The 22,927-nt window shown below is 70.9% G+C and carries 24 protein-coding genes; 10 read left to right on the forward strand and 14 right to left on the reverse strand.

All coding sequences use genetic code 11. The features are described from left to right. Positions 1 to 172 precede the first annotated feature (172 nt). From ABT342_RS29460 to ABT342_RS29480, 5 genes are all read right to left on the reverse strand, one after another. Positions 173 to 1,132, reverse strand: coding sequence for a pirin family protein (locus ABT342_RS29460; RefSeq protein ID WP_351580483.1), 960 nt, complete (start codon positions 1,130 to 1,132; stop codon positions 173 to 175). Positions 1,133 to 1,237: 105 nt separating this feature from the next. Continuing rightward, positions 1,238 to 2,350, reverse strand: coding sequence for a terpene synthase family protein (locus tag ABT342_RS29465; RefSeq protein WP_351580486.1), 1,113 nt, complete (start codon positions 2,348 to 2,350; stop codon positions 1,238 to 1,240). Continuing rightward, positions 2,347 to 3,744, reverse strand: a complete 1,398-nt coding sequence (locus ABT342_RS29470) for a cytochrome P450 (protein WP_351580490.1) — start codon at positions 3,742 to 3,744, stop codon at positions 2,347 to 2,349. Before ABT342_RS29470 ends, ABT342_RS29465 begins: the two co-directional genes overlap by 4 nt. A 59-nt stretch (positions 3,745 to 3,803) precedes the next feature. Continuing rightward, on the reverse strand, positions 3,804 to 4,946 hold the full coding sequence (locus ABT342_RS29475) for a polyprenyl synthetase family protein (RefSeq protein WP_351580493.1): 1,143 nt from the start codon (positions 4,944 to 4,946) through the stop codon (positions 3,804 to 3,806). 71 nt (positions 4,947 to 5,017) lie between these two features. After that, positions 5,018 to 5,599, reverse strand: coding sequence for an LURP-one-related family protein (locus ABT342_RS29480; RefSeq protein WP_351580496.1), 582 nt, complete (start codon positions 5,597 to 5,599; stop codon positions 5,018 to 5,020). A 112-nt stretch (positions 5,600 to 5,711) separates the two neighbouring features. Between ABT342_RS29480 and ABT342_RS29485 the strand changes: the two genes are divergently transcribed. Further along, positions 5,712 to 6,527: an alpha/beta fold hydrolase gene (locus tag ABT342_RS29485; protein ID WP_351580499.1), complete on the forward strand. Its 816-nt coding sequence runs from the start codon at positions 5,712 to 5,714 to the stop codon at positions 6,525 to 6,527. A gap of 24 nt (positions 6,528 to 6,551) precedes the next feature. Here ABT342_RS29485 and ABT342_RS29490 read toward each other — a convergent pair whose 3' ends face one another. The 5 genes from ABT342_RS29490 to ABT342_RS29510 form a co-directional block, all read right to left on the reverse strand. After that, positions 6,552 to 7,217, reverse strand: a complete 666-nt coding sequence (locus ABT342_RS29490) for a hypothetical protein (protein WP_351580502.1) — start codon at positions 7,215 to 7,217, stop codon at positions 6,552 to 6,554. Positions 7,218 to 7,308: 91 nt separating this feature from the next. Next, positions 7,309 to 7,776 (reverse strand): SseB family protein, encoded by a 468-nt coding sequence (locus ABT342_RS29495; RefSeq protein WP_351580505.1) that lies wholly within the window; start codon positions 7,774 to 7,776, stop codon positions 7,309 to 7,311. Positions 7,777 to 7,810: 34 nt separating this feature from the next. Continuing rightward, on the reverse strand, positions 7,811 to 8,467 hold the full coding sequence (locus ABT342_RS29500; RefSeq protein ID WP_351580508.1) for a hypothetical protein: 657 nt from the start codon (positions 8,465 to 8,467) through the stop codon (positions 7,811 to 7,813). Further along, complete coding sequence (locus tag ABT342_RS29505) at positions 8,464 to 8,742, reverse strand: DUF397 domain-containing protein (RefSeq protein ID WP_351580511.1); 279 nt, start codon at positions 8,740 to 8,742, stop codon at positions 8,464 to 8,466. The genes ABT342_RS29500 and ABT342_RS29505 overlap by 4 nt, the downstream gene beginning before the upstream one ends. Next, a complete protein-coding gene (locus ABT342_RS29510; RefSeq protein WP_351580514.1) occupies positions 8,717 to 9,574 on the reverse strand; it encodes a helix-turn-helix domain-containing protein in 858 nt (285 codons plus the stop codon). Before ABT342_RS29510 ends, ABT342_RS29505 begins: the two co-directional genes overlap by 26 nt. A 112-nt stretch (positions 9,575 to 9,686) precedes the next feature. On the opposite strand from ABT342_RS29510, the gene ABT342_RS29515 reads away from it, so the two are divergent. After that, positions 9,687 to 9,917 (forward strand): hypothetical protein, encoded by a 231-nt coding sequence (locus ABT342_RS29515; protein ID WP_351580517.1) that lies wholly within the window; start codon positions 9,687 to 9,689, stop codon positions 9,915 to 9,917. On the opposite strand, the gene ABT342_RS29520 is transcribed toward ABT342_RS29515, so the two are convergent. Next, positions 9,872 to 11,269, reverse strand: coding sequence for a DUF2079 domain-containing protein (locus ABT342_RS29520; protein WP_351580520.1), 1,398 nt, complete (start codon positions 11,267 to 11,269; stop codon positions 9,872 to 9,874). The two genes, ABT342_RS29515 and ABT342_RS29520, sit on opposite strands and share 46 nt — an antisense overlap. A gap of 94 nt (positions 11,270 to 11,363) precedes the next feature. On the opposite strand from ABT342_RS29520, the gene ABT342_RS29525 reads away from it, so the two are divergent. The 5 genes from ABT342_RS29525 to ABT342_RS29545 all read left to right on the forward strand — a co-directional run bounded on the left by ABT342_RS29525 (position 11,364) and on the right by ABT342_RS29545 (position 17,623). Next, entirely contained in the window at positions 11,364 to 12,053 is a 690-nt protein-coding gene (locus tag ABT342_RS29525; RefSeq protein ID WP_351580523.1) for a response regulator transcription factor, read from the forward strand. Beyond that, positions 12,046 to 13,554 (forward strand): sensor histidine kinase, encoded by a 1,509-nt coding sequence (locus tag ABT342_RS29530; protein WP_351580526.1) that lies wholly within the window; start codon positions 12,046 to 12,048, stop codon positions 13,552 to 13,554. Before ABT342_RS29525 ends, ABT342_RS29530 begins: the two co-directional genes overlap by 8 nt. A gap of 158 nt (positions 13,555 to 13,712) precedes the next feature. Next, complete coding sequence (locus tag ABT342_RS29535) at positions 13,713 to 15,539, forward strand: acyl-CoA dehydrogenase (protein ID WP_351580529.1); 1,827 nt, start codon at positions 13,713 to 13,715, stop codon at positions 15,537 to 15,539. A 112-nt stretch (positions 15,540 to 15,651) separates the two neighbouring features. After that, on the forward strand, positions 15,652 to 16,281 hold the full coding sequence (locus ABT342_RS29540) for a Uma2 family endonuclease (RefSeq protein ID WP_351580531.1): 630 nt from the start codon (positions 15,652 to 15,654) through the stop codon (positions 16,279 to 16,281). 22 nt (positions 16,282 to 16,303) lie between these two features. After that, the gene (locus ABT342_RS29545; RefSeq protein ID WP_351580533.1) at positions 16,304 to 17,623 is read left to right on the forward strand and encodes a M18 family aminopeptidase; all 1,320 of its coding nucleotides are present in this window, start codon (positions 16,304 to 16,306) and stop codon (positions 17,621 to 17,623) included. Between the two features lie 62 nt (positions 17,624 to 17,685). Here the strand turns inward: ABT342_RS29545 and ABT342_RS29550 are convergent, their stop codons facing one another. After that, a complete protein-coding gene (locus ABT342_RS29550; protein ID WP_351580536.1) occupies positions 17,686 to 18,321 on the reverse strand; it encodes a hypothetical protein in 636 nt (211 codons plus the stop codon). Between the two features lie 41 nt (positions 18,322 to 18,362). Next, positions 18,363 to 18,824, reverse strand: a complete 462-nt coding sequence (locus ABT342_RS29555; RefSeq protein WP_351580539.1) for a hypothetical protein — start codon at positions 18,822 to 18,824, stop codon at positions 18,363 to 18,365. A 339-nt stretch (positions 18,825 to 19,163) separates the two neighbouring features. Here ABT342_RS29555 and ABT342_RS29560 point away from each other — a divergent pair, with 339 nt between their 5' ends. Next, entirely contained in the window at positions 19,164 to 20,552 is a 1,389-nt protein-coding gene (locus ABT342_RS29560; protein WP_351580542.1) for a helix-turn-helix domain-containing protein, read from the forward strand. A 74-nt stretch (positions 20,553 to 20,626) separates the two neighbouring features. Next, a complete protein-coding gene (locus ABT342_RS29565) occupies positions 20,627 to 20,977 on the forward strand; it encodes a hypothetical protein (protein ID WP_351580545.1) in 351 nt (116 codons plus the stop codon). Positions 20,978 to 21,021: 44 nt separating this feature from the next. Here ABT342_RS29565 and ABT342_RS29570 read toward each other — a convergent pair whose 3' ends face one another. Next, positions 21,022 to 21,552, reverse strand: a complete 531-nt coding sequence (locus ABT342_RS29570) for a hypothetical protein (protein WP_351580548.1) — start codon at positions 21,550 to 21,552, stop codon at positions 21,022 to 21,024. Positions 21,553 to 21,948: 396 nt separating this feature from the next. Here ABT342_RS29570 and ABT342_RS29575 point away from each other — a divergent pair, with 396 nt between their 5' ends. Next, positions 21,949 to 22,920 carry a C40 family peptidase gene (locus ABT342_RS29575; RefSeq protein WP_351580552.1) on the forward strand — a complete coding sequence of 324 codons (972 nt, stop codon included), beginning with the start codon at positions 21,949 to 21,951 and terminating at the stop codon, positions 22,918 to 22,920. The last annotated feature ends 7 nt before the right edge of the window (positions 22,921 to 22,927 follow it).

Raw genomic sequence — 22,927 nt, forward strand, 5'->3', positions numbered from 1 at the left:
GGGAGAAGTGGCTGGGGATGAAGCGGCTGGGGCGGCTGCACCTGCCCAGGTGATCACGCCCCGGACGGACTGTCCCACCCGTCCGGGCCGGACGGGTGACGTCGCGTCAGGTGGGTGCGGGGGCGGGGTGATGCCGGGCGGTGGCGCGCCACCGCCCGGCACCCTGGGCGAACTACATCCCGTGCACGGCCGGGATCGTCCCGAGCCGTCCCTTCTGGAAGTCCTCGAAGGCCTGCTGGAGCTCCTCGCGGGTGTTCATCACGAACGGCCCGTAGTGCGCCATCGGCTCCCGGATGGGCCGGCCGCCCAGCAGCACGATCTCCAGGTCGCCGGTGTGCGAGCCGTTCTGGGTGTCGTCGGCCCATACGGTGAGCGCGCCGCCGTCGCCGTACACCGCGGTCTGCCCCATGTGGATGGGCCGCCGCTCGCTGCCGACCGCGCCGCGACCGGCGAGGACGTACGCGAGGCCGTTGAAGTCCTCGCGCCAGGGCAGGGTGATCTGCGCGCCGGGGCGCAGGGTCGCGTGAATCATCGTGATGGGGGTGTGGGTGATGCCCGGCCCCTCGTGGCCGTCGAGCTCGCCCGCGATGACGCGCAGCAGCGCGCCGCCGTCGGGGGAGGTCAGCAGCTGGACCTGGCCGCCGCGGATGTCCTGGTAGCGGGGGTCCATCATCTTGTCCGCGGCCGGGAGGTTCACCCACAGCTGGAGCCCGTGGAACAGTCCGCCGGACATGACGAGGTCCTCCGGCGGCGCCTCGATGTGCAGCAGTCCGGACCCGGCGGTCATCCACTGCGTGTCACCGTTCTGAATGGTCCCGCCGCCGCCGTTGCTGTCCTGGTGGACGAAGGTCCCGTCGATCAGGTACGTGACCGTCTCGAAGCCGCGGTGGGGGTGCCAGGGGGTCCCTTTGGGCTCGCCCGGCGCGTAGTCCACCTCGCCCATCTGGTCCATCATGATGAACGGGTCGAGGTACTTGTAGTTGATCCCGGCGAAGGCGCGCCGCACCGGGAATCCCTCCCCCTCGAAGCCGCTCGGAGCGTTGATCACGGCGAGCACGGGGCGCTGCACGGCATCGGCCGGCGCGGCGACACGCGGCAGGGTGAGCACGTTCTCGACAGTCACTGCGGGCATCACGGACCTCCTCGGTGTGGCTCCAGGTTAGTTGAAACCTGAACTTCCTGCCACCCGGAACGACGAACGCCCGGGAGGAATTCCCCGGGCGTCAGGTGCACCGCACTACTTCTGTGGACCGTCGAGGAACACGCTCCGGCCGGGCTGGAGCACCAGCCAGCCGCTGGTCCGCGGCGCGACGTAGCGGTTCCCCCGCGCCGTCGCGAAGCCGCGGCCGTGGTAGCGCGACGCCACGAGGGCGTAGTCGCGCGAGCCCGCGAGACCTCGTTCCACCTGCGTCAGATACGCCCGCATCCGCTCGTGCGCGGCGCCGTCGTACTCCTTGAGGATCTCGCGGCAGAGCTGCGCGTAGCGGCGCTCGGACTCCTCGACGAGGCCGCAGAGCCGGTCGACCGACTCCTGCAGCGTCAGCCCGTCCGCCACGACGCCCGTGTGGACGAGCGAGTGCTGGAAGTCGCCGCCGTCGCAGTACTCCTTGCGGAAGGAGTAGAGGTCGTTGACGTACAGCAGCTGGTCGTTGGCGGCCCGCCAGACGCGGTCGAACAGCTCCGGGTCCGCCTCGATGTCGTCCGTCATGTCCAGGCCCACCGAGTGCTCGCCGAGCAGGTGCACGATCCCGGCGGCCATGGACTCGTCCCGCACGTGCTGGTACTCCTCGGCCGTGAAGGCGCGGCCCTCGGCCCGGGAGGCGACCTCGGTCGCGGTCCCGCGCATGTACTCGTCGGTGGCGGCGATCCACCGGGCGCGCAGCCCCGGTGTCATCCGGGCCGTCATGTCCCGCCACGTGGTGGCAAGGAAACGCCCCAGGAACGTGGCCGGGCGGGCGTCGGGGTCGGCCACCGCCTCGGCGAATTCCCGGATGAGCTCCCCTATCCGGCCGCCGCTCAGGAAGTCCGTGTAGATGCAGTCGTCGATGAGGAAGTACGCGAGCGACATCCGCGCCACATCGGTCATGCGCGCGGTGTCGGCCGTCGCCGGGTAGCACAGGCACGCCCACAGGGGAGCGTCCCGGGCGCACACCTCCAGGACCTCCCGGTTCCGTCCCGTACCGGCGAGCAGTTCGGCCGCCCACGCGTTGCTCCTGGCCTCCCACTCCATGGTGTCCGGATGCCAGTACGTCGACAGGGACAGGTCGAGCTCGCGCTGGAAGTAGCCGCTCCCGAGAGGGAACGGGCGGGCAGGGGCGGGGGGCCCGTGGTGTTCGCCGACGGTGGTCATCCACTCATCTCCTCGTGGGAAGGGAACTCGTCGGCCGACCGGTGCGCCGTACGCCGGGTCAGGGTCATGGGCAGCGGCCCGGTGGCCGGTATGCCGCCGCTGATCGCGGGCCGTGTCACATGACCGGGCGGCAGCTCGAAGCGCCGGCGCGAGCACGCCGTGGCCAGCAGAACCACCGCCGACATTCCGAACAGTCCTTCCCCGATACAGCGGTGTGCCCCGGCGCCGAACGGCTGGTACGCGCCACGGGCCACGGCTCGGCGGCCGGGATCCCAGCGCGAGGGGTCGAATCGCTCCGGGTCGGGGAAGTGGCGCGGGTCGCGGTGGATCGCGTACGGGCTGAAGAACACGGTGCTGCCCGCGGGTATCCGCACGCCCGCGACATCGAGGTCGGTGGTGGCGTTGCGCGTCACCATCCACACCGAGTACAGGCGCAGCGCTTCGTCGACGACCTGTCGCGCGTACGTCAGCCTCGGGAGGTCCGCCGCGGTGAGCGGGCGGCCGGCGAGGACGTCGTCCAGCTCCGCCTCGACCCGGGTGCGTACGTCCGGATGGCGTGCGACGAGCTCCAGGAGCCAGGCGATGGCCATGCGGGACGTCTCGACCCCGGCGATGAGCAGGCCGATCGCCTCGTCGTGGGCCTGCCGCCCGGAGAGGGCGGGGCCGCCGCCGGGTGCCGGCAGGGCGAGGATGTGGGCGAGCAGGCTCTCGGAGCCCGGAGAGGCCTCGGCGGCGGCCTTCACGGCGCGGGAGACGACGCTGTGCACGGCGTGGCTCCCCCGCTCGTAGCGCCGGTTCCACGGGGTCGGCAGCCGCGCCGCCCACGGCGGGAGCACGGCGCGGACGACCGCGTTGAGGGTGAAGGTCTGCAGGGAGCTCCGCAGCACTTCGGGCACGTCGGCGGGCGTGCCGGGACCGAAGAGCAGTCGGCAGGTGGTGTCCAGCACGTAGCTCTCCACCTCCCGGTCCATGCGGACGGTGGCACCGTCGCGCCAGGCCGCGCAGCGCCGCTCGGCCTCGCGGCACACGCTCTCGGCGTACGTCCGGATCCGGTCGCGGTGGAAGACCGGCTGGAGGGCGCGGCGACGCCAGAGGTGGTCCGGGCCCTCGGTGGTGATGAGGCTCTCGTTCAGGACGTTCCTGAACTGGGTGAACAGGAAGGACCGCTCGATCGCGGTCACCCCTCTGACGAGCAGCGAGTGGACGAGCTCCCCGTCGTTGATGAGGTACGCGGTCCTGGTGCCGATCTTGAGGCCGACGACCGGACCGTACCCGCGCGCCTCGGTCGTGAAGTCCCAGCGGTGGCGGATCAGGGCCAGGGTGTGCCCGACGAGGGGAAGGCGCCCGACAGGCAGGAGCGGTGGCGGAGGGGCGGAGGTGGTGGGGGGCGTCATGACAGCGCGAAACCTCCAGCAATGGCAGGGACATGTCACACAGGGGCTCGTGTCCGGCGTCAGGCGGTACGGGCGGTCGCCGCGTACGCGATCTCGCGCAGGGCCGTGGCCGCCCCGGCCGGCAGCGCCGCGCCGTCCAGCACGGCGAGCGCCCGCCGCAACCGGTCGTCGATCATCGCTTCGACCCGGGCGGGGGCGCCGGTCTCCCGCAGCACCCGCCGGATGCGCGCGGCGCCCAGGTCGTCCAGGTCGGGCCGCCCGGTCAGCGCGCGCAGAACGCGCGCCTGGCCGGCGTCCGCGTGCCGCAGGGCGAGCGCGAGGAGCACGGTGTGCTTGCCGTCGCGGAAGTCGTCGAGCACCGGCTTCCCCGTCGTCGCGGGGTCCCCGAAGGCACCGAGCAGGTCGTCGCGCAGCTGGAACGCCTCGCCGACGGGCCGTGCGTACGCGGTCAGCGCGGACCGCAGGGCTTCCGCGCCGGGAGTGTCGGGCGTGTCGGCGGCGGCCGTGGCGAGCGCGGCGCCGAGGAGCAGCGGGTGCTCCACGGTGTAGGTGGTGGTCTTGAAGTGGGCGATGTCGAGGGCGAGCTGCATGTCGTCCGTGGGCCGGCCGGCCGCGATCAGGTCCAGGTACTGGCCGTGCATGACGTCCGCCCGCATGGTGTCCATGACCCGCAGCACGGCGTCGAGCCGCGCCCCCGAGAGGCCCGCCGTGTGCAGCAGCTCGTCCGACCAGACCAGGGCGAGGTCACCGATGAGCACCGCCGCCGACTCACCCAGCCGGTCGGCGCCGCGACGCCCCCCGTACTGGGCGGCCACCCGGCGGTGCACGGTGGGACGGCCGCGCCGGGTCGGGCTGCGGTCCATGACGTCGTCGTGGATGAGGGCGAAGGCGTGGAACATCTCCAGCGCGGCGGCCACCCGTACGAGCGCCGGTAAGAGGTCCTCCGCGGCGCCCCCTCCGGCGGCGTGGCAGCCGGTCACGCACAGCGTCGCGCGGATGCGCTTGCCGCCCGCGAGCACGAAGTCCCGCAGGATCCCGACGCTCTCCCGCTGCTCGGGACGTGCCGCCGCGGCGCGGGCCTTGCCCTCCAGGAACTCGGCGAGAGCCGCGTCGACGCGCCGCCGTGCGGTGATCAGGTCGAGCGGGACCGTGCCGATCCCGTGCGTGCCCTGCGTGCCCTGCGTGCTCACTGCCTGCGTCAAGACGCCTGCCCTCCCGTCCGTAACGGAACGTGCGCCGGTCACTGAGGGCACGCCCCGGGGACGGCGGAGGTTCAGCGCGACTGGAGGGCGTCCATCGCGACAGCCATGGAGAGCGCGAGCCGCCGGTCCAGGCCCGGATCCTGGATCCGCACCGCGTACCGGTCCCGCAGCCCCCACTTGCGCTCCATCGACATGACCGGCTCCCCGCCGTCCCGGGCGAAGTCGAAGTGGTACACGAACGGCACCGGCACCGGTATCGGCAGCACCGCGTCCGCCAGCTCCACCGCCCGGCGCGCCAGCGCGATGCCCAGGCTGCGCTCCCTCCCCCGGACCGACGGCCCGTCGCCCTGGGCCAGGTGCCAGGTGGACCGGAGCAGCGATGCCTTGCCGTCCTTGCGGAAGTTCCCGATGGGCGCGCCGTCCGGCCCGGTCACGTCGTACGTGGCGCCGAAGTCGATGATCTGGCGCGCCTGGAAACCGACGAGGACCTCGGCGCGGTCCTCACCGGTCCAGAGGGTGACCTGCTCCTTCAGCTTCATCCGCTTCTGCTCGGCGAAGGCCACGACGTCGCCGCCGGAGAGGTCGGTGATCACGTAACGGTTCACGAGCGGGGTGATCTTCTGCGCCAGGAGGAACTCGGTCATCTGCTGCATGCGCGGAGCGTAGGCGGCGATGACCAGCTGTTTCGTCCGCCGGAAGTCGCGCACCACGACGACTTTCGGAGACGAACTGGCCGGGCCCGCGTCCCTGCGGAACCATCGGATCATGCAGAGCACACGCGTGGGCGGGGTCGAGCTGTCGTACGAGCTGCTGGGCGCGGGCGATCCGCTCGTCCTGGTGCACGGCGGACTGGCCGACCACTATTCCTGGCAGGCGGTCGCCCCGGCGCTCGCGGAGTCCTTCCGGGTGCTGGTGTACGACCGGCGCGGGCACAGCCGCAGCGAGCGGGTGCCCGGTCCGTGCCCCCGGCGGGCCCACGAGGACGACCTCGCGGCCCTGCTGGAAACGCTCGGCATGGCGCCCGCCCACGCCGCGGGCAACTCCTACGGCGGCTCGACGATCCTCGGCCTCGCCGCGCGCCGCCCGGAGCTCTTCCGCGGCGTCGTCGCGCACGAGCCCCCGCTGATGGGGACGGTCGGGGACGAGGACGGCGAGCTGGGCGAGCTGGTGGGCCACGCGCGGGAGGGCATCGCGGCAGCGGTGGAGCTGATGCGGGCGGGCCGCGTCGAGGAGGGCACGCGGCACTTCCTGGAGGACGTCGCCCTCGGCCCCGGCGCCTGGGCCGGCATCCCGGACCGGGTCCGCGAGGCGATGCTCGCGAACGCGCCCACGTTCGTGGCCGAGCAGCTCGACCGCCGGTGGGCCGACCTCGACACGGCCGCGCTGGCGGCGGCGTACGACGGCCCGCTGATGCTCACGTACGGCACGAGGAGCCCGGCGTGGCTGCCGGCGCTCGCGCGCAGGCTGGCGGGGTCGTTGCCGGGCGCGCGGCTGAAGGCGTACGAGGGCGCGGGCCACATCCCGCAGGTGACGCACCCGGCCGAGTACGTCACCCGGCTGACCGCCTTCGCGTCGTCGTAGGCCCTGCCTTTGGGAGCGGGTCTGTCAGGCGAGCACGTTGACGGCTCGGGCGATCACGAGACCGAGGATGAGCAGCGAGACGAGGGACTGGACGGCCATGGCGATCTTGGCCCACGGGGCCAGCGGCATGACATCGGTGGGGCTGAAGGCCGTGGAGTTGGTGAGCCCGAGGTAGAGGTAGTCGATGAAGCGGGGGCGCCAGTCCGCGGCGTTCAGTTCGGGGCTGAGCTGCTGGGGGAAGGCGAGCTCGGGGGTGGCGGGCATGTGGTTGGCCCGGACGGCCGCTCCGCCGCTGTCGAGCTCGAAATACAGAAGGGAGAAGGCGAGGACGGTGGAGGCCCAGACGCATCCGCCGGCCAGCAGCAGACCGGTGGGGGAGTTCGTTTCGGGCCCGCCTTGGACGAGGTCGTCGACCAGTTGGACGGTCGACCAGATGGCGCTGATCACCAGCACCCCGACCAGGGCGATCGACACTCCGCGCAGAGCGTCCGAGCGGCGGCTGATCCGGCCCGGGTCGCCCGCGATCAGCGCCGCCAGGAGCAGTCCTTCGACGACAGGGACCAGCCAGCGAGGTCCCAGGCGCAGGTCGTCGGGCAGCAGCAGGGTCAGCACCATCGCGGCGACGACGGCTGCGGCCATCGGCCAGCGGGCCTCGCCGTACGCCTCCTGACGCGGCTCCCCGTCCGGCATCGCCTCACCCCAGTCCCCTCGGGCCGCCCGGTTCGTCCCAGAACGTACCGTGAAGCCGGGCGGGGAGACCTGGTGCCAGGTGCGCGTGTTCTTAGCCGTACATCCGGCGCATCGCGAAGTCGACCATCTGCTCCACGGCCTTCGCGTCGAACACCATCCTGTGGTCGCCCTCCATGTCGAGGACGAAGCCGTAGCCGGTCGGCAGGAGGTCGATCACCTCCGCCCCCGTGATCACGAAGTACTTCGACTCCTTGCCCGCGTAGCGCCGCAGCTCCTTGAGCGACGTGAACATCGGGATCACCGGCTGCTGCGTGTTGTGCAGCGCCAGGAACCCGGGGTTGTCCCCGCGCGGGCAGTACACCTTCGACGTCGCGAAGATCTGCTGGAAGTCCTCCGCCGACAGCGACCCGGTCGTGAACGCCCGCACCGCGTCGGCGAGCGACGGCGGTGACGGCTCGGGATACAGCGGCTGCTCGCCATACCCGGCGCCGGGCATCGGCTGCTGCGGCGGGGCACCGTAGTGCTGCTGAGCTCCGGGGTTCTGGTCGTAGCCGTACATGCCCCCGAGGGTAGTGGCTACGCACCACCACCCGTCACAGGAATTGGGCCAGCGTCGAATCGAGGCCCTTGCGGCGGCGGATATGCCCGCGCCGGCCCGCCAGCAGCGCCATCAGTGTCCAGGCCACCGTGCCGCCGATCAGACCCTCCATACGGCCCCCGGCGTCCACGCTGTCCGCCTGATCCATCGGGATCTCGCCCTCCGGGTCGCGGATGATGTCGAGCTTGTCGCCCACCTCCGGAGCCCAGGCGTCGCCGTCGTAACCGAGCTTCTCCTCCACCTCGCTGCCGTCCGCGCGCCGCAGGGTGAACTTGTGGTTGTCGGTCGACTCCGCCTCCGCGGTGTCCGCCACGATCACCACGCTCTCGCGGATCCCGCGCTGCTCAAGGGTGGACTCGGGCGCGTACTGGACGGCCCCGACCAGGACGAACAGAGCGGGACCGAAGGCCAGGAAGGCCAGCCAGACGGCGCGGTGGAGCAGGCCCAGGAACATGACGAAGGCGAAGCACAGCACGACCCCGACCATGATGGGGATCACTTCCATCCCCAGGCTCAGGTACGCGACCCCGGTGGTCCCCGCCGCGACCCCCCACCCGAGGGCGACGAGCGCGACGGTGCGCCACACGGACTGCCTGGGGTCGACGGCGTACCCGCCCATCTGGCTGAGCGGGCGTATCTTCGTGCGGCTCACGCCTTGAGCGCCTCTACGAAGGGGGCCCAGGCGGCCGCGGTGAGGATGAGGGCGGGGCCGTGGGGGGCCTTGGAGTCCCGGACGGGGACGAGGCCGGGGAGGTTGTCGGCTACTTCGACGCACTCACCGCCTGCGCCGCTGTAGCTGCTCTTACGCCAGAGCGCGGCGCCGGGGAAGCCCTCAGCCACCTCGACGCACTCACCACCGGAGGCGCTGTAACTGCTCTTCCGCCAGAGCGCGGTGGACAGGTCAATCGGGCTGCTGCTGCGCTGCATTCCTGTACTCCCGTGCCGCTTCCTCGATCAGGGCCAGGGACGCCTCCGGCGGCAGAGCGGCGGCCCTCAGCAGATCGTAAGACCTGCGGTACCGCTTCACGATGGCCGGATAGTCGACGAGTTGACTGCTGTGGATGCCCTCGGTGTAGACGAGCGGAGGCGCATCCGAGAAGGTCACGACCTTGATCAGCCCCATCATGAGCGGGTGTCCGCCGACGCCTTCCGGAAGGACCTGCAGAACGCTCTGAGAGTCGCGGATGACCCGCGCGATGTGGTCGAGTTGCTCGGCCATCGGCGCTGGCGGCAGGAGCGGCTTTCGGATGACGGATTCGCTCACCACCCCCCAATAGCTGGGCCGGTCCTCCCTCTTCCACAGTTCGGCGCGCTTCATGCGCCCGGCGACATACGTGTCCATGGCCTCGGGCCGCAACCACGGCGTCGTAACGCGGTGCGCCTCCACCGCGTACGCCCTGGTCTGAAGCAGCCCAGGGATGAGCCACGGCGCCCAGTCCTCGATCGTCTCCGCGTGCTCCTCCATCTCCGGTACGTCCGCGAAGAACTCAGCGTGTCCGTGTTGCTTGGCCTTACGGACGTCTTCGCAACGCCGCGTGAAAAAGCCGTCCGTCCCGAGCCGTTCGTCGACGTGCTTGGCCAGATCGGGCGGCATCCGGCGCTCACCCCGCTCGATCTGGCTCAGGAAAGGCACGCCCCGGAAGCTGCCCTCCGCGAGCTGTTCCAGCGTCAGGCCGGCGGCCTCCCGCTTGTAACGCAACTCCGCGCCGTAGAAAGAGGGGACGCTCACCGACGCGTCGGGATCCTTGCGAGCAGGCACGACTCACCACCGCCATTTCTCGGTCACCGTGCGCAACCGGAATCCCTTCTCACGGTACGCCGCACCGCGCCACAGTGTGACGAGTTCGTCACACTCAGCCAAGGAGGCCCTCATGAGCCACGACCACGACCCCGACGCCGAAACCCGCGCCTCCATCGAGGAGTTGCGCACCGCCCTCGCCGCCAACGGCATCACGCTCCCCTCCCTCGGGAGGGACTTCGGCAGCCCGCCGCTCGTCATCCTCGGCAACTGCAACGTGGCCACGGCCCGCGCGCTGACCTCTGTCCTGAACGCCGCTCATCCCGACCGGCGTTGCAGCACCAGCACTCCGTCGTCGGCGTAGACCCGACGCCACCCACCCTCCTCCGCCGCCGCCCGGAGGACGGAGTCGAACGCTCCGGGAGGGAACCCCTCGTGCGCATCGGCCGCGATCCAGTTCACGTCCGGGCGCCGCGACAGAACGCCCTCGGAGACCAGATGGACGGTCGCGCGACCGGTGAGATGGGGCGCGAGATTGTTGCTCGCCGCGACGCGGGCGCCGTCCGGGATCAAGGAGACCGCCGTACGCGCCGCGGCCTGGCGTGGGCTGTCCCGCCAGAAGTCGGGCGTCGCCAAGCTGCTCAGCGGTTGGGTGGGCATGAGCAGGACGGCGACGACCAGGGGTACGGACACCGGCGGCCACGTGACGCCGCGCCGGAGCACATCGATCAGCGCGAGGAAGGCGATCGGCATGAGAACGGCCGAGTAGTGCAACTCGGTGTTCCAGTAGGCCGGGTTGGGCGACGTGAGGCGCCAGGCCAGGGTGGGGACCATCAGCAGGACGAGTGGGCTTCGCGTCGCCAGACCGGCGGTGATCACGAGGAGGGCCATGAGCGTGAGCGCCTTGATCGGCAGGCCCTCGAACGGTCCGTACGCGTACTGCTGGGTCAGATACCCGTACCGCCCGTCCGGCGCCAACGCCGGGATCACCACACCCACGATCAGCACGGTGGCGGCGGAAGCCGACAGGAAGAGCGTCAGGCCGACCCTGCGCTGCCTGCGCATCAGCAGCAGACCCAACAGGGCTGCTGTGGCCCCCAGGTCCTCCTTGACCAGCAGCAGCCCGGCGGCCCACCAAGCTGCCGCCGTCCATCGGCCGTCGAGATAGGCGGCGCAGGCGAGTGCCAGCAACGGGACGGCGAAGGCGACCTCGTGGAAGTCGAACCCGATGAGCTGCTGCAGCCCCCAGGAGCAGCCGTACGCCAGGCCGAGCGACACGGCCGCCCCGGGCTGAGGCAGGTGGCGTCGAGCGGCGCGAGAGACGACGTAGGTCGACCACGCGACCAGTCCGGCCTGCGCGACCAGCAGCGTCTCCACGTGCGGGACGAGGAGGTAGAGGGGCGCGAGCAGGATCAGGATGGGGTGGAAGTGGTCACCGAGCAGCGGATACGCCTCGCCGCTGAAGCCCGGCGGAGCGGACGCCGTACGTATCTCCGATGCGGGCGGTCTCAGCTCTGCGTATGCGCGGACCGCCTGTTCGAAGATGCCCAGGTCGTATCCGGTCGTCTCGAAGCGGTGGTGCTGGCGAAGCGCGAACGCCGTATACAGAACGAAGACGGCCACCGCCACGAGCGAGGGGACGGTCCGGGAACCACGGGCCCCTTGAGCGGGCGTGACGGTCAAGGCCGGGCGGGGGCGTGTGAGCAGCGGCAACATGCCCGGGACCATGAACCACGACCACTGAGGATCCGCTGAAGGAGCCTGAGGATTTCCTCAGCCTCGGCTCCAACTCCCCGTTCATACTCGGGGCGTGCGGTTGCTGGTGATAGAGGACGAGGAACGCCTCGCCGCGTCCTTGCGGCGCGGGCTTTCGGCGATCGGCTACGCCGTCGACGTGGCTCACGACGGCGTCACGGGTCTGCACCTGGCCCGCGAGCACCCCTACAGCGCCGTTCTGCTGGACATCATGCTGCCGGGCCTCAACGGCTACCAGGTGTGCTCACGGCTCCGGGCCGAGAAGATCGAAGTCCCGGTGCTGATGCTGACGGCGAAGACAGGTGAGTACGACGAGGCCGAGGGGCTCGACACCGGGGCGGACGACTACCTGGCCAAGCCCTTCTCCTACGTGGTCCTGGAGGCCCGGCTGCGCGCCCTGCTGCGCCGGGGCGGATCCCGGTCCCCCACGATCCTGGAATGCGGCGACCTCTGGCTCGATCCCGCGCGCCGCGCCTGTGGGCGAGGGGAGTCCGCGATCTCGCTGACGCCGAAGGAGTTCGGCGTGCTGCAGACTCTGCTGCATCGCATGGACGAGGTGGTGACCAAACAGGACCTGCTCGACGAGGTCTGGTCCGCGGACTTCTCCGGCGACCCGAACATCGTCCAGGTGTACATCAGCGCGGTGCGCCGGAAGATCGACGCTCCTTTCGGCAGGGAGACGATCGAGACGGTACGAGGCGGCGGATACATGATCTCGGGGCAGCACGGGACCGCTGGTGACTGACAGGGGCCGGCGTCAGCTGTTCCGTCCCGTAGGGAGCGCCGCCGTCGCCACATCGCTCGTCGTGGTGGCGGCGGTCTGCTGGCTCAAGCACAAGGACCGGCTCGCCGGTCCTTTGCCGCCGTTCGGACCGGCACTGTTCCAGACCGACAGGATCGGTCCCCAGGTGGACCTGCTGGCCTGGCCCGGATTCCTGCTGGGGGCGACAGTCGTCGCGGTGGTGTGCTGGTGCGCCGCCCACGGTCAGTCGGCGGTGGTCCGCATGCGCACGGCACTCGCCGCCGGGGCGACGGCCGGATCGCTGTTCTTCACGTACGCCAGGTGGCTGGCGGAGTACAACGCCACCATCCCGTTCGAGACGGCGGACAAGGCGGTCCACTGGGGCTCGATCTTCGTCGCCCCCGCGGCAGGGCTGCTGACCGGCCTGGCCGCCTGGACCGCGCTGGGGCGCGGAGCAGCCCGGGTGCCGTTCCGTGGACGTCTCGTGCTGGCGGCTGCCACGGCCTCGGCGATCCTGCTCCTGCTGGCTGTGTACCTGCTGCGCCGGGTGCAGGACAACTGGGGCAACATCGACAACGTCTCCTGGATCGCCCTGACGACCGGGGTGCCTGCGGTCGGCTTGCTGACCGGGCTCGTCATCCACTTCACGACGGTGCGCTCGCTCCGCCCGGTCGAGGCGATCCGCCGCGAGATGGAGGACATCACCAGCAGGTCCCTCGACCGCCGCGTTCCCGTGCCGGATTCCGACGACGTGATCGCCCACCTGGCCCGCACCACCAACGACACACTCGACCGCCTGGAACAGGCCTCGGCGAGGCAACAGCAATTCGTCGCGGACGCCGCTCATGAACTGCGCAGCCCGCTGGCCGGGCTGCGTGCCCAGCTCGAATCCGCACTCCGGCATCCGGAGGGCCTGCGGTGGCCGTCGGTGGTCGCGGACGCCGTGGCCGATGTCGTCAGGCTCCAGGACCTCGCGGACGATCTGCTGCTGCTGGCCCGGATGGACGGGACCAGGCACCGGGACCGTGCGGTGGAGGAAGTCGACCTGGCCGCCGTCGCGGAGGATCTGGTGCGGGAGCACCAGCATCTCCCGGTCGCCGGGAAGCTGGAGCTGACGTGCGATGCGGACGGGCCCGCCCCGGTTCCGGGTGACCCGTGGCAGCTGGAACGGCTTCTGCGCAACCTCCTCGGCAATGCCTGCCGACACGCCGCCCGCCGCGTCACGGTGCGCACGCGGGTCGACGCCGGCGCCGGCAGCCGTGCCGTCGTGCTGGAGGTCATCGACGACGGACCGGGCATCCCGCACGCCGATCGCGAGCGCGTCTTCGAGCGCTTCACGCGCCTGGACGCGGCGCGGGCCCGCGCGTCCGGCGGTGCGGGCCTCGGCCTGCCCATCGCCCGGGAGATCGCCGCCCGTCACGGCGGAACACTGCGGGTGACGGAGAGCTCGCGGGGCGCTCGTCTGGAGGGCAGGTTCCCGATCGGAGTCGGCGAAAGCGGTTGACGGCGCCGCGCCCGTACCACTGGCATAAGAGACGCGTCACAGATGCCCCGATTGGGTTGCGTCTTATTACCGGCGGGTAGCATCATCGTAGCTACCGGTCGGTAGAAGTACCGGTGTACGAGGAACCCTGCCTCCCGATCCCTTACGGAGCCGTCGCCATGGGGCACTACAAGTCGAATCTCCGCGACATCGAGTTCAACCTCTTCGAGGTCCTCGGGCGCGACAAGCTGTACGGCACCGGTCCGTTCGCGGAGATGGACGTCGAGACCGCCAAGAGCATCCTCGACGAGATCGCCCGCCTCGCGGAGAACGACCTCGCCGAGTCCTTCGAGGACGCCGACCGCAACCCGCCGGTGTTCGACCCCGCGACCAACACCGCACCCGTCCCGGCGTCCTTCAAGAAGAGCTACAAGGCCTTCATGGACTCCGAGTACTGGCGTCTCGGCCTGCCCGAGGAGATCGGCGGGACGACCTCCCCCCGCTCCCTGATCTGGGCGTACGCGGAGCTGCTGCTCGGCTCGAACCCGGCGATCTGGATGTACTCCTCGGGCCCGGCCTTCGCCGGGGTCCTCTTCGACGAGGGCAACGACGTCCAGAAGAAGATCGCCGAGATCGCCGTCGAGAAGCGCTGGGGCTCCACCATGGTCCTCACCGAGCCGGACGCCGGCTCGGACGTGGGCGCCGGCCGCACCAAGGCGATCCAGCAGGCCGACGGCTCCTGGCACATCGAGGGCGTGAAGCGCTTCATCACGTCCGGTGAGCACGACATGGAGGAGAACATCCTCCACTACGTCCTCGCCCGCCCCGAGGGCCACGGCCCCGGCACCAAGGGCCTGTCCCTCTTCCTCGTGCCGAAGTTCCACTTCGACTTCGAGACCGGCGAGCTGGGCGAGCGCAACGGCGTCTACGCGACGAACGTCGAGCACAAGATGGGCCTCAAGGCGTCCAACACGTGCGAGATGACCTTCGGCGACCAGCACCCGGCCGTCGGCTGGCTGATCGGCGACAAGCACGAGGGCATCCGGCAGATGTTCCGGATCATCGAGTTCGCCCGCATGATGGTCGGCACGAAGGCGATCTCCACCCTCTCCACGGGTTACCTGAACGCGCTGGAGTACGCCAAGGAGCGCGTCCAGGGCACCGACCTGGCGAACTTCATGGACAAGGCCGCCCCGAAGGTCACCATCACGCACCACCCCGACGTGCGCCGCTCGCTGATGACGCAGAAGGCGTACGCCGAGGGCATGCGCACCCTCGTCCTCTACACCGCCGCCATCCAGGACGAGATCGCCGTCAAGGAGGCCGCGGGCGAGGACGCGAAGGCGCTGCACGGCCTGAACGACCTGCTGCTGCCGATCGTGAAGGGCTACGGCTCCGAGAAGGCGTACGAGCAGCTGGCGCAGTCGCTGCAGACGTTCGGCGGCTCCGGGTACCTCCAGGAGTACCCGATCGAGCAGTACATCCGCGACGCCAAGATCGACACCCTGTACGAGGGCACGACCGCGATCCAGGGCCAGGACTTCTTCTTCCGGAAGATCGTCCGCGACCAGGGCACCGCGCTGAACGCCCTCGCCGAGGAGATCAAGAAGTTCCTCGCGGTCGGCCCCGGCGGCGACGAGCTCTCCGGCTCCCGTGACGCGCTCGCCAAGGCCGCCGTCGACCTGGAGGCGATCGTCGGCCGCATGCTGACCGACCTCACCGCCACCGGCGAGGACGTCAAGAACATCTACAAGGTCGGCCTCAACACCACCCGCCTGCTGCTGGCCTCCGGCGATGTCGTCGTCGGCTACCTGCTGCTGCGCGGCGCCGCCGTGGCCGCCGAGAAGCTCCCGACGGCCTCCGCGAAGGACCAGTCGTTCTACCGGGGCAAGATCGCGGCCGCGAAGTTCTTCGCCGCCAACGTCCTGCCGGGCGTCTCGGTCCAGCGCGCGATAGCCGAGGGCGTGGACAACGAGCTGATGGAGCTGGACGAGGCGGCGTTCTAGTCGCTCGTCGGGGCAGGACCTGTGTCAAACCGGTGCCGTCATCCAACTCGTTTGGGTGGCGGCACCGGCATATGCGCTGGGTAGTCTGATTTCACGGCCCAGAATCCCGTCCATGGGAGGAACCATGACCGCCGAGGCACTGCCCGACTCGCAGCAGCACCGGAAGCAGCACGGCTCCAAGTGGCCGGTCCCGCCTTCGGGCGGCTACACCGTCGACGACTTCTTCGCGCTCGACGACCTCCCGCCGCACGCAGAGCTGATCGACGGGAGCCTGGTTTTCGTGAGTCCGCAGCGCGACTTCCACACGCTGGCCATGTACCTGCTGGAGAAGGGCCTGCGGAAGACAGTGCCCGAGGATCTTCGGGTACGTCGGGAGATGGCCGTGGTGCTGGGCAAGCGCAACGCGCCTGAGCCCGACCTGATCGTGGTCAAGGCGGACGCCGTGAAGGACCGGCGCCAGACCCGGTTCGACGCCGAGGACGTCGTCCTCGCCGTCGAGGTCGTCTCCCCCGACTCCGAGGACCGGGACCGCGACACCAAGCCGCACAAGTACGCGGGCGCGGGCATCCCCCACTTCTGGCGGGTCGAGATGGTGGGCGAGGACGACCATCTGATGGTCTGGACGTACGACTACGACCCGGTGACCAAGGCGTACGTCTCGACCGGAAACCACCACGACCGGCTGAAGCTCCCGGTCCCCTTCGGTATCGACATCGACCTCACCGAGATCGACCGGTTGTAGACAGCCCTCTTAGGGTGGCCCCATGAGCAGCAGCGACGACGCACGCGCCACCGACACCACCCCGTTCGACCGCGCGCACACCGACGACCTCATGTCCTTCCTCGCGGCCTCCCCGTCGCCCTACCACGCCGTGGCGACCGCCGCCGAGCGCCTGGAGAAGGCCGGCTTCCGGCAGGTCGAGGAGACCGACGCCTGGGACGGGACCAGCGGCGGGAAGTACGTGCTGCGGGGCGGGGCGATCATCGCCTGGTACGTCCCCGAGGGCGCGGCGCCGCACACCCCGTTCCGGATCATCGGCGCGCACACCGACTCGCCGAACCTGCGGGTCAAGCCGCAGCCCGACATGGGCGGGCACGGCTGGCGGCAGATCGCCGTCGAGCTCTACGGCGGCCCCCTGCTGAACTCCTGGCTCGACCGTGACCTCGGGCTCGCCGGCCGGCTCTCCCTGCGCGACGGCACGACCCGCCTGGTCAACGTCGACCGGCCGCTGCTGCGCGTACCGCAGCTGGCCATCCACCTGGACCGCTCGATCCACGAGAAGGGCCTCCAGCTCGACAAGCAGAAGCACATGCAGCCCATCTGGGGCCTGAGCGACCGCGTCGGCGAGGGCGACCTGATCTCCTTCCTGGAGGAGGAGGCCGGGCTCACGGCCGGGTCCGTCACCGGCTGGGACCTGATGACCCACGCCCTGGAGGCGCCCGCGTACCTGGGCCGCGACCGCGAGCTCCTCGCCGGGCCGCGGATGGACAACCTGCTGTCCGTGCACTCCGGTACGGCCGCGCTCGCCGCGGTGTCGGGGCGTGGCGACCTGACGTACATCCCGGTGCTCGCCGCCTTCGACCACGAGGAGAACGGCTCCCAGGCCGACACCGGCGCGGACGGGCCGCTGCTCGGATCGGTGCTGGAGCGCTCGGTGTTCGCGCGCGGCGGCACGTACGAGGACAAGGCCCGCGCCTTCGCCGGGACGATCTGCCTGTCGTCCGACACGGGCCACGCCGTGCACCCCAACTACGCGGAACGGCACGACCCGACGCACCACCCGCGCGCGAACGGCGGCCCGATCCTCAAGGTCAACGTGAACCAGCGGTACGCGACGGACGGCAGCGGCCGGGCCGTCTTCGCGGCGGCGTGCGAGCGGGCCGGGGTGCCGTGGCAGTCGTTCGTCTCCAACAACGCCATGCCGTGCGGCACGACGATCGGCCCGATCACCGCCGCCCGGCACGGGATCCGGACCGTCGACATCGGCGTCGCGATCCTGTCGATGCACAGCGCGCGCGAACTGTGCGGGGCGCAGGACCCGTATCTGCTGGCGAACGCGCTGGTGGCGTTCCTGGAGGGCTGAGCATCCGTCCTGGGACGGGGAGCCCGCTGCCCCCGGCCGCTCGGGCCGGGGGCAGCAGCCGGTCAGTGGGCGAGGCGGCCCTTGGTCAGCTTGTGGTCGAGTGTCCAGAACCGGGTGGCGGTACCCGACCCCTTCTTCGCCCAGTCCGGCTTCGCGTACGACTGGCAGACGAGGGCGTCCCCGTGCCAGTTGTAGAAGCCGCGCTCCCCGTAGACGTCGTACCGGTACTGCTTGTAGACCTCTCCGACCCGCAGCGTGTAGTGCGCCTTCTTGGTCAGCTTGGCCTTGAACCCCTGGGTCCGGCTCCAGCTCTCAGTGACATCGAAGCCGAGGGCCGCGCTGAACGTTCCATTGGTCGCGCCGAACGTGGCGGAGAGCTTGGTCGAGTACTCGTACTTCGTGTCGACCGTCAGCGTGTTGTTCGGACCCCAGCCGGAGGACCGGTAATTGGGCGTGTTCGGCCACAGCTTGATGGTCTTCACGAACTTCGCGTTCCGGACCTGGTTGTTGGCGAGGGTCCAGCAGGATCCGCCCTTGACCTTCTTCTGCTGCGACGCCACGGTGGCGATCGAGTCGGACGAGGGCCGCTCGTCCTCGAAGACGTCACTGGTGCCGAGGGTGATTCCGCCGGCCGTCAGGCCGAGCGCGGCGGCGGCGACGACCACGGAACGGACGTTCCGCGTACGTGTGCTGTGCATGCTGATGCTCCTTTGGCTGCTGAGGGGTGCGTGGATCAGGGTCAGCGGGCGTAGATGGACTTCGCCTTGATGCGCAAGTCGTCGCCCCATGTCGTGCAGAGCGTGGTGCCGCCGGGCTTGTACTGCTTCGTTCCGTTGGCCTGGATCCGCCAGCCGGGGTAGGCGATGAAGCCGCCGCCCTTCTTGTAGAGGGCGCCGTTACCGCCGATCTGGTAGCCCGGCAGGTAGTAGGCGGTGCCCCCCTTGGTCACGAGGTACGGGCACCCGTCCCTTTTCTGGAACGTGCCGTAGAACTTCGACTGCTTCTGTGACTGCGGCTGCGACTGCGACTGCAGCTGTGGTTGCGACTGCGGCTGCGCTGCCGCCGCGTTGGCGATCGTTTCGGTGGGCCTGTCTGTCTTGAAGGCGTCTGTGGCGCCGGCGGCGATGCCGCCGGCCAGCAGTCCGGTGACGGCAGTGGCGATCACCAGGGGCCGGGACACACGGGCTCGTGCGAGCTGCATATTGCTGCTCCTGCGTTGTTGAAGGGAGGGGTGCCGTTCCGTTCGGCACCTCATGTCGCCTGCCTGCGGCCGTCGACACCGGTGAGCGGCAAGGCGGGCCCGGCAGCCGCGTGGTGCGCCTTCGACGGAGGCGTCGACCGGCGGTGCGGGGCGATGGCAGAAGCGTTGCCTGCCGACCGGGGCGCGGGCAACGGATTGCGGCGGCTCGGACAGTCCGGGAGTGTCCGGCCTGGTCAGGGGCGGTGTCCGGGCCGTCTGCGGGGAGCAACGGAATCGCCTCTCGCTCAACTCCCGTTCGCACTAGTCTCTTTGGGACATGTGCATGACGGGGGAGGGGACATGGAGACGGGGCCCGATCCACAGGCCGCGCGTACGCCGGGCGAGTTCGTCGCCGCGATGCGGCAGTTACGCGGCTGGGCCGGACTGAGCTACCGGCAGCTGGAGCGCCGGGCGGAGAACGCTGGGGACGCGCTGCCGCGTGCCACGATCTCCGGTGCGCTGGCCCGGGAGGACCTGCCCCGGGAAGAGCTCCTGATCGCCTTCGTCCGCGCGTGCGGTGCGGACGAGGCCACGATCGCGGCATGGCGGAGCGCCCGCCGCCGGCTCGCGGTGACGGCGGCGGGCGAGGTGGCCAAGGAGCCGGATGGATCCGGCGCGTCCGGGGCATCCGACGGGCCTGGCGGGCCGGAGGGGCCTGGCGCGTCCGGGGCATCCGGCGCGTCCGGCGGGCCAGAGGCGTCCGACGGGTCCGGCGTGGTCGCGCAGCCCGGGGGCGGAGACACCGCCGCGGCGGAGGGCGACGGGCCCGGAGCCTCGGAGCGCTCCGGGGACGGACACGCCGCTACGGCCGAAGGCGATGCGCCGGACAACGGCCTGGGTGACGAGCCGGACGGCAAGCCCGTCGTTCCCGCTGTCGTCCTCGTCGACTCCGACGAGCCCGACGAGCCCCAGGACCCGCCCCGCGTCCCCCGTCGACGCGCGCGCTACGCGACGACGGCCCTCGCCGGAGCGCTCGCCGCCGCGGGTGTCGTGCTGTTCGCCCTGTGGCCCAGCCCCCAGGCCCCGGCCAACGCCCAGCCAGAGGACAGGCCCCGTACCACCGTCACACCCCCCGTTGCCCCGCCCGCGCCGTCCCCCTCCCGATCCGCCTCGCCGTCCAAGGACCCGTCCACGCGCCCGCCCACGCGCCCCTCTTCGGCGCCGTCATCGCCGGACGGGAAACCCGGGGACGGACCCACCCGCACCACGCCGCCCGAGGCGCCCGGACCCGGCCCCGGCCCGGGGCTCCCCGAGCCCGGCCCGGTCAAGATCCATCCGGCGGACGCTTCCGGACGCTGCCTGACCGAGGGCCGGGAACGCAACGGCCGTACGAACCGTGAGATCGCCGTACAGCGCTCGTGCGCGAGCGCCCCGCTGCCCCGTGTCTCGCTCGAATCCGCCGGGACCGGGATCTACCGCATCACGTGGTACCACCCCCAGAACGGCACGGGCTGCCTCGGCGTCGACGACGGCCTGACCGGCTCCGGGGCGCTGCTCTCGCCCGGCGACTGCACCGGCGCCGACAGCCAGCTCTTCCGGCTGGAGCCGTCCGGCGGCGGCCACCGGATGCGGCCCGTGCACAGCGGCCTGTGCGTCGGGTTCCTGCGGCCGGTCGCCGACGGCGCGGAAGCCGTCCAGGCGAGCTGCACGGGCGGCAGCGACCAGGCGTTCCACTTCAGCGCGGGATGAGCGCAGGACGACCGCCGGCCAAGGGCGCGCGACGCTAACATCCGTGAAACACCGTGCCTGCCACGGTGTTTCCCATGGTTCTGCTGGGACAGCAAACGGCCCTCGTACGTCATCGGGGCCCGTCACGAAGGACACTGATCGTCGGCCTCGCCACCCTCACGGCGCTGGGCATCGCGCTCGCCGCGCTGGTGGTGTGGCAGCACAACGACCGCCCTCCGTGGGCCGACGACATCGCGTACGAAGCCGGATACGTCCACGGCAACCGCGTCCGCCAGACCGATGTGCCGGGCAAGCGGACGCAGGACCTGCTGACCGGGGGCTGCGTCCGGCTGGAGTCCGAGGGCCTGGGCGGACAAAAAGCCACCCACAACCCGGGGCTGTGGGTGGCTGGTTGCCTCGACGGCGCGGCCGGACGCCCTCGGTAGGAGGTGTTCGGACACCCCCTACCGGGAATCCCGCCGGCTACGGCTTACGGTCGCCAGGTGTAGACCTTCCCCCGGAAGCAGGCGGTGATGTGATTGACCTTGGGCTCCTTGACGTTGCACCGCTCCTTGCTGGTGTTCCAGCCGCTCGTGGCGGGGACGTAGAGACCGGGCACCTGAGCGAACGTCTGGTAGAGCCCGGCACTTGCCACCCACCCCTTCTCGACCTTGCAGTGGTGGTTGTAGCGCCAGACGGACTCACCGCCCATCGAGCGGAAGCGGACCTTGAGGGCGTCGTTCTCGGTGGTCACCCAGGTAGACGTCTTCTGCCACATGAAGGTCTTGCTGGGCTTGTACGCCTTCCACGCGGTGAGGCAACCACCGCGCGGCGGGTCCTGCTTCTTCGCGTTCTTCTGCGCCTTCTTCTGCGAGGCGACACCCACCACGGTGTCGGAGGAAGAGTGCTTCTCGTCGAACAGGTCACTGGTACCGAGGGTGAGCCCCCCGGCGGTCAGACCGAGGGCGGTGGCGGCGATCACCAGGCTGCGGCGGGGCCGTCCCACTCGTGCGTTGGACATACGGATGCTCCTGCGTTGTCGGAGGAATGGGCGCCGTTCCGTACGGCACCTCATGTCGCCTGCCTGCGGCCGTCGACACCGGTGAAGCGGCAAGGCGGGCCCGGCAGCCGCGTGGTGCGCCTTCGACGGAGGCGTCGACCGGCGGTGCGGGGCGATGGCAGAAGCGTTGCCCGCCGACCGGGGCGCGGGCAACGGATTGCGGCGGCTCGGACAGTCCGGAACCGTCTGACCAGGTCAGGGCCGGTGTCCGCACGGTCTTCCGGTAGCCGCCGGCCCACTTCGCAAGAGGGCGGACGGACCCGGACTGTCCGAGACGCCTGGAGCTCTGGCGAGACACCCCCGCCTCGAAACAGCCTCCTTACGGGCCGAAATCCCGGCCCCCCAAAGGAGGTTGTGATGGCACAGCAGACATTGCCCCGACCCAGCCGGCCCAAGATGCAGGCGCAGCGCCAAGCACCGACGCCGACCGGCATCCCGACCGGTACGCAGCCCCGTACGCCTACGTCGCGCCGCACACCGCCGACCCGCCACGCGGCCAAGAGCCGTACCTGGGGCGAGGACTGGCGCTGGCCGGTGGCGGCCCTGGTGATGGCGTTCGTGATCTCGCTGCTGGCCGGGGTGCTCCTCGCCGTGCACGGTTCGTCGGACTCGGCGTCGGGCGGCCGAGGGGCGCCGCTCACGCTGTCCCCGTCGGCGCCCGCCGCGCCCGCGAAGCCGACGAAGCCCGTCGCACCGGCCAAGCCCGCCAAGCCTCCGGTCAAGCCCGCCAAGCCCGCGGCCGTCAAGAAGGTCACCCTGCACCGCGGTGACACCCTCTTCGCCCTCGCCGGCGAGCACGGCACGACCGTCAAGGCCCTCCAGCGGCTCAACGGCCTCGGTACGTCGACCCTGATCTACGCGGGCGACACCTTCCGGGTCCCCGCCGAGCCGGGCCCGGGGTCCGTACGCGCGCCGCAGGCCGCACCGGCGAAGGCGACCCCGGCGAAGACCACGCCGAAGCGGACCGCGTCGCCGAAGTCCGCGCCCGAGGCCGTCATCGCCTACGCCCGCGCGCAGCTCGGCAAGCCCTACGTCTGGGGCGGCACGGGACCACGCGGCTACGACTGCTCGGGCCTCGTGATGCGGGCCTGGGAGGCGGCCGGGGTGAAGCTGCCGCGCACCACCTGGGACCAGGTGCGCTCCGGGACGCCCACCACCCGGGCCAAGCTCGTCCCCGGCGATCTGGTCGTCACGGCGGGCGGCGGGCACATCCAGCTCTACATCGGCAACGGCAAGGTCATCCACGCGCCCAGGACCGGCATGGACATCACCGTCGCGCCGCTCACCAAGCCGTCCGGTGTCGTCGCCTACCGCCACATCAGCGTATGAACCGCAT

It is taken from the genome of Streptomyces sp. NPDC000410, assembly GCF_040300305.1.
Classification (GTDB): Bacteria; Actinomycetota; Actinomycetes; order Streptomycetales; family Streptomycetaceae; genus Streptomyces.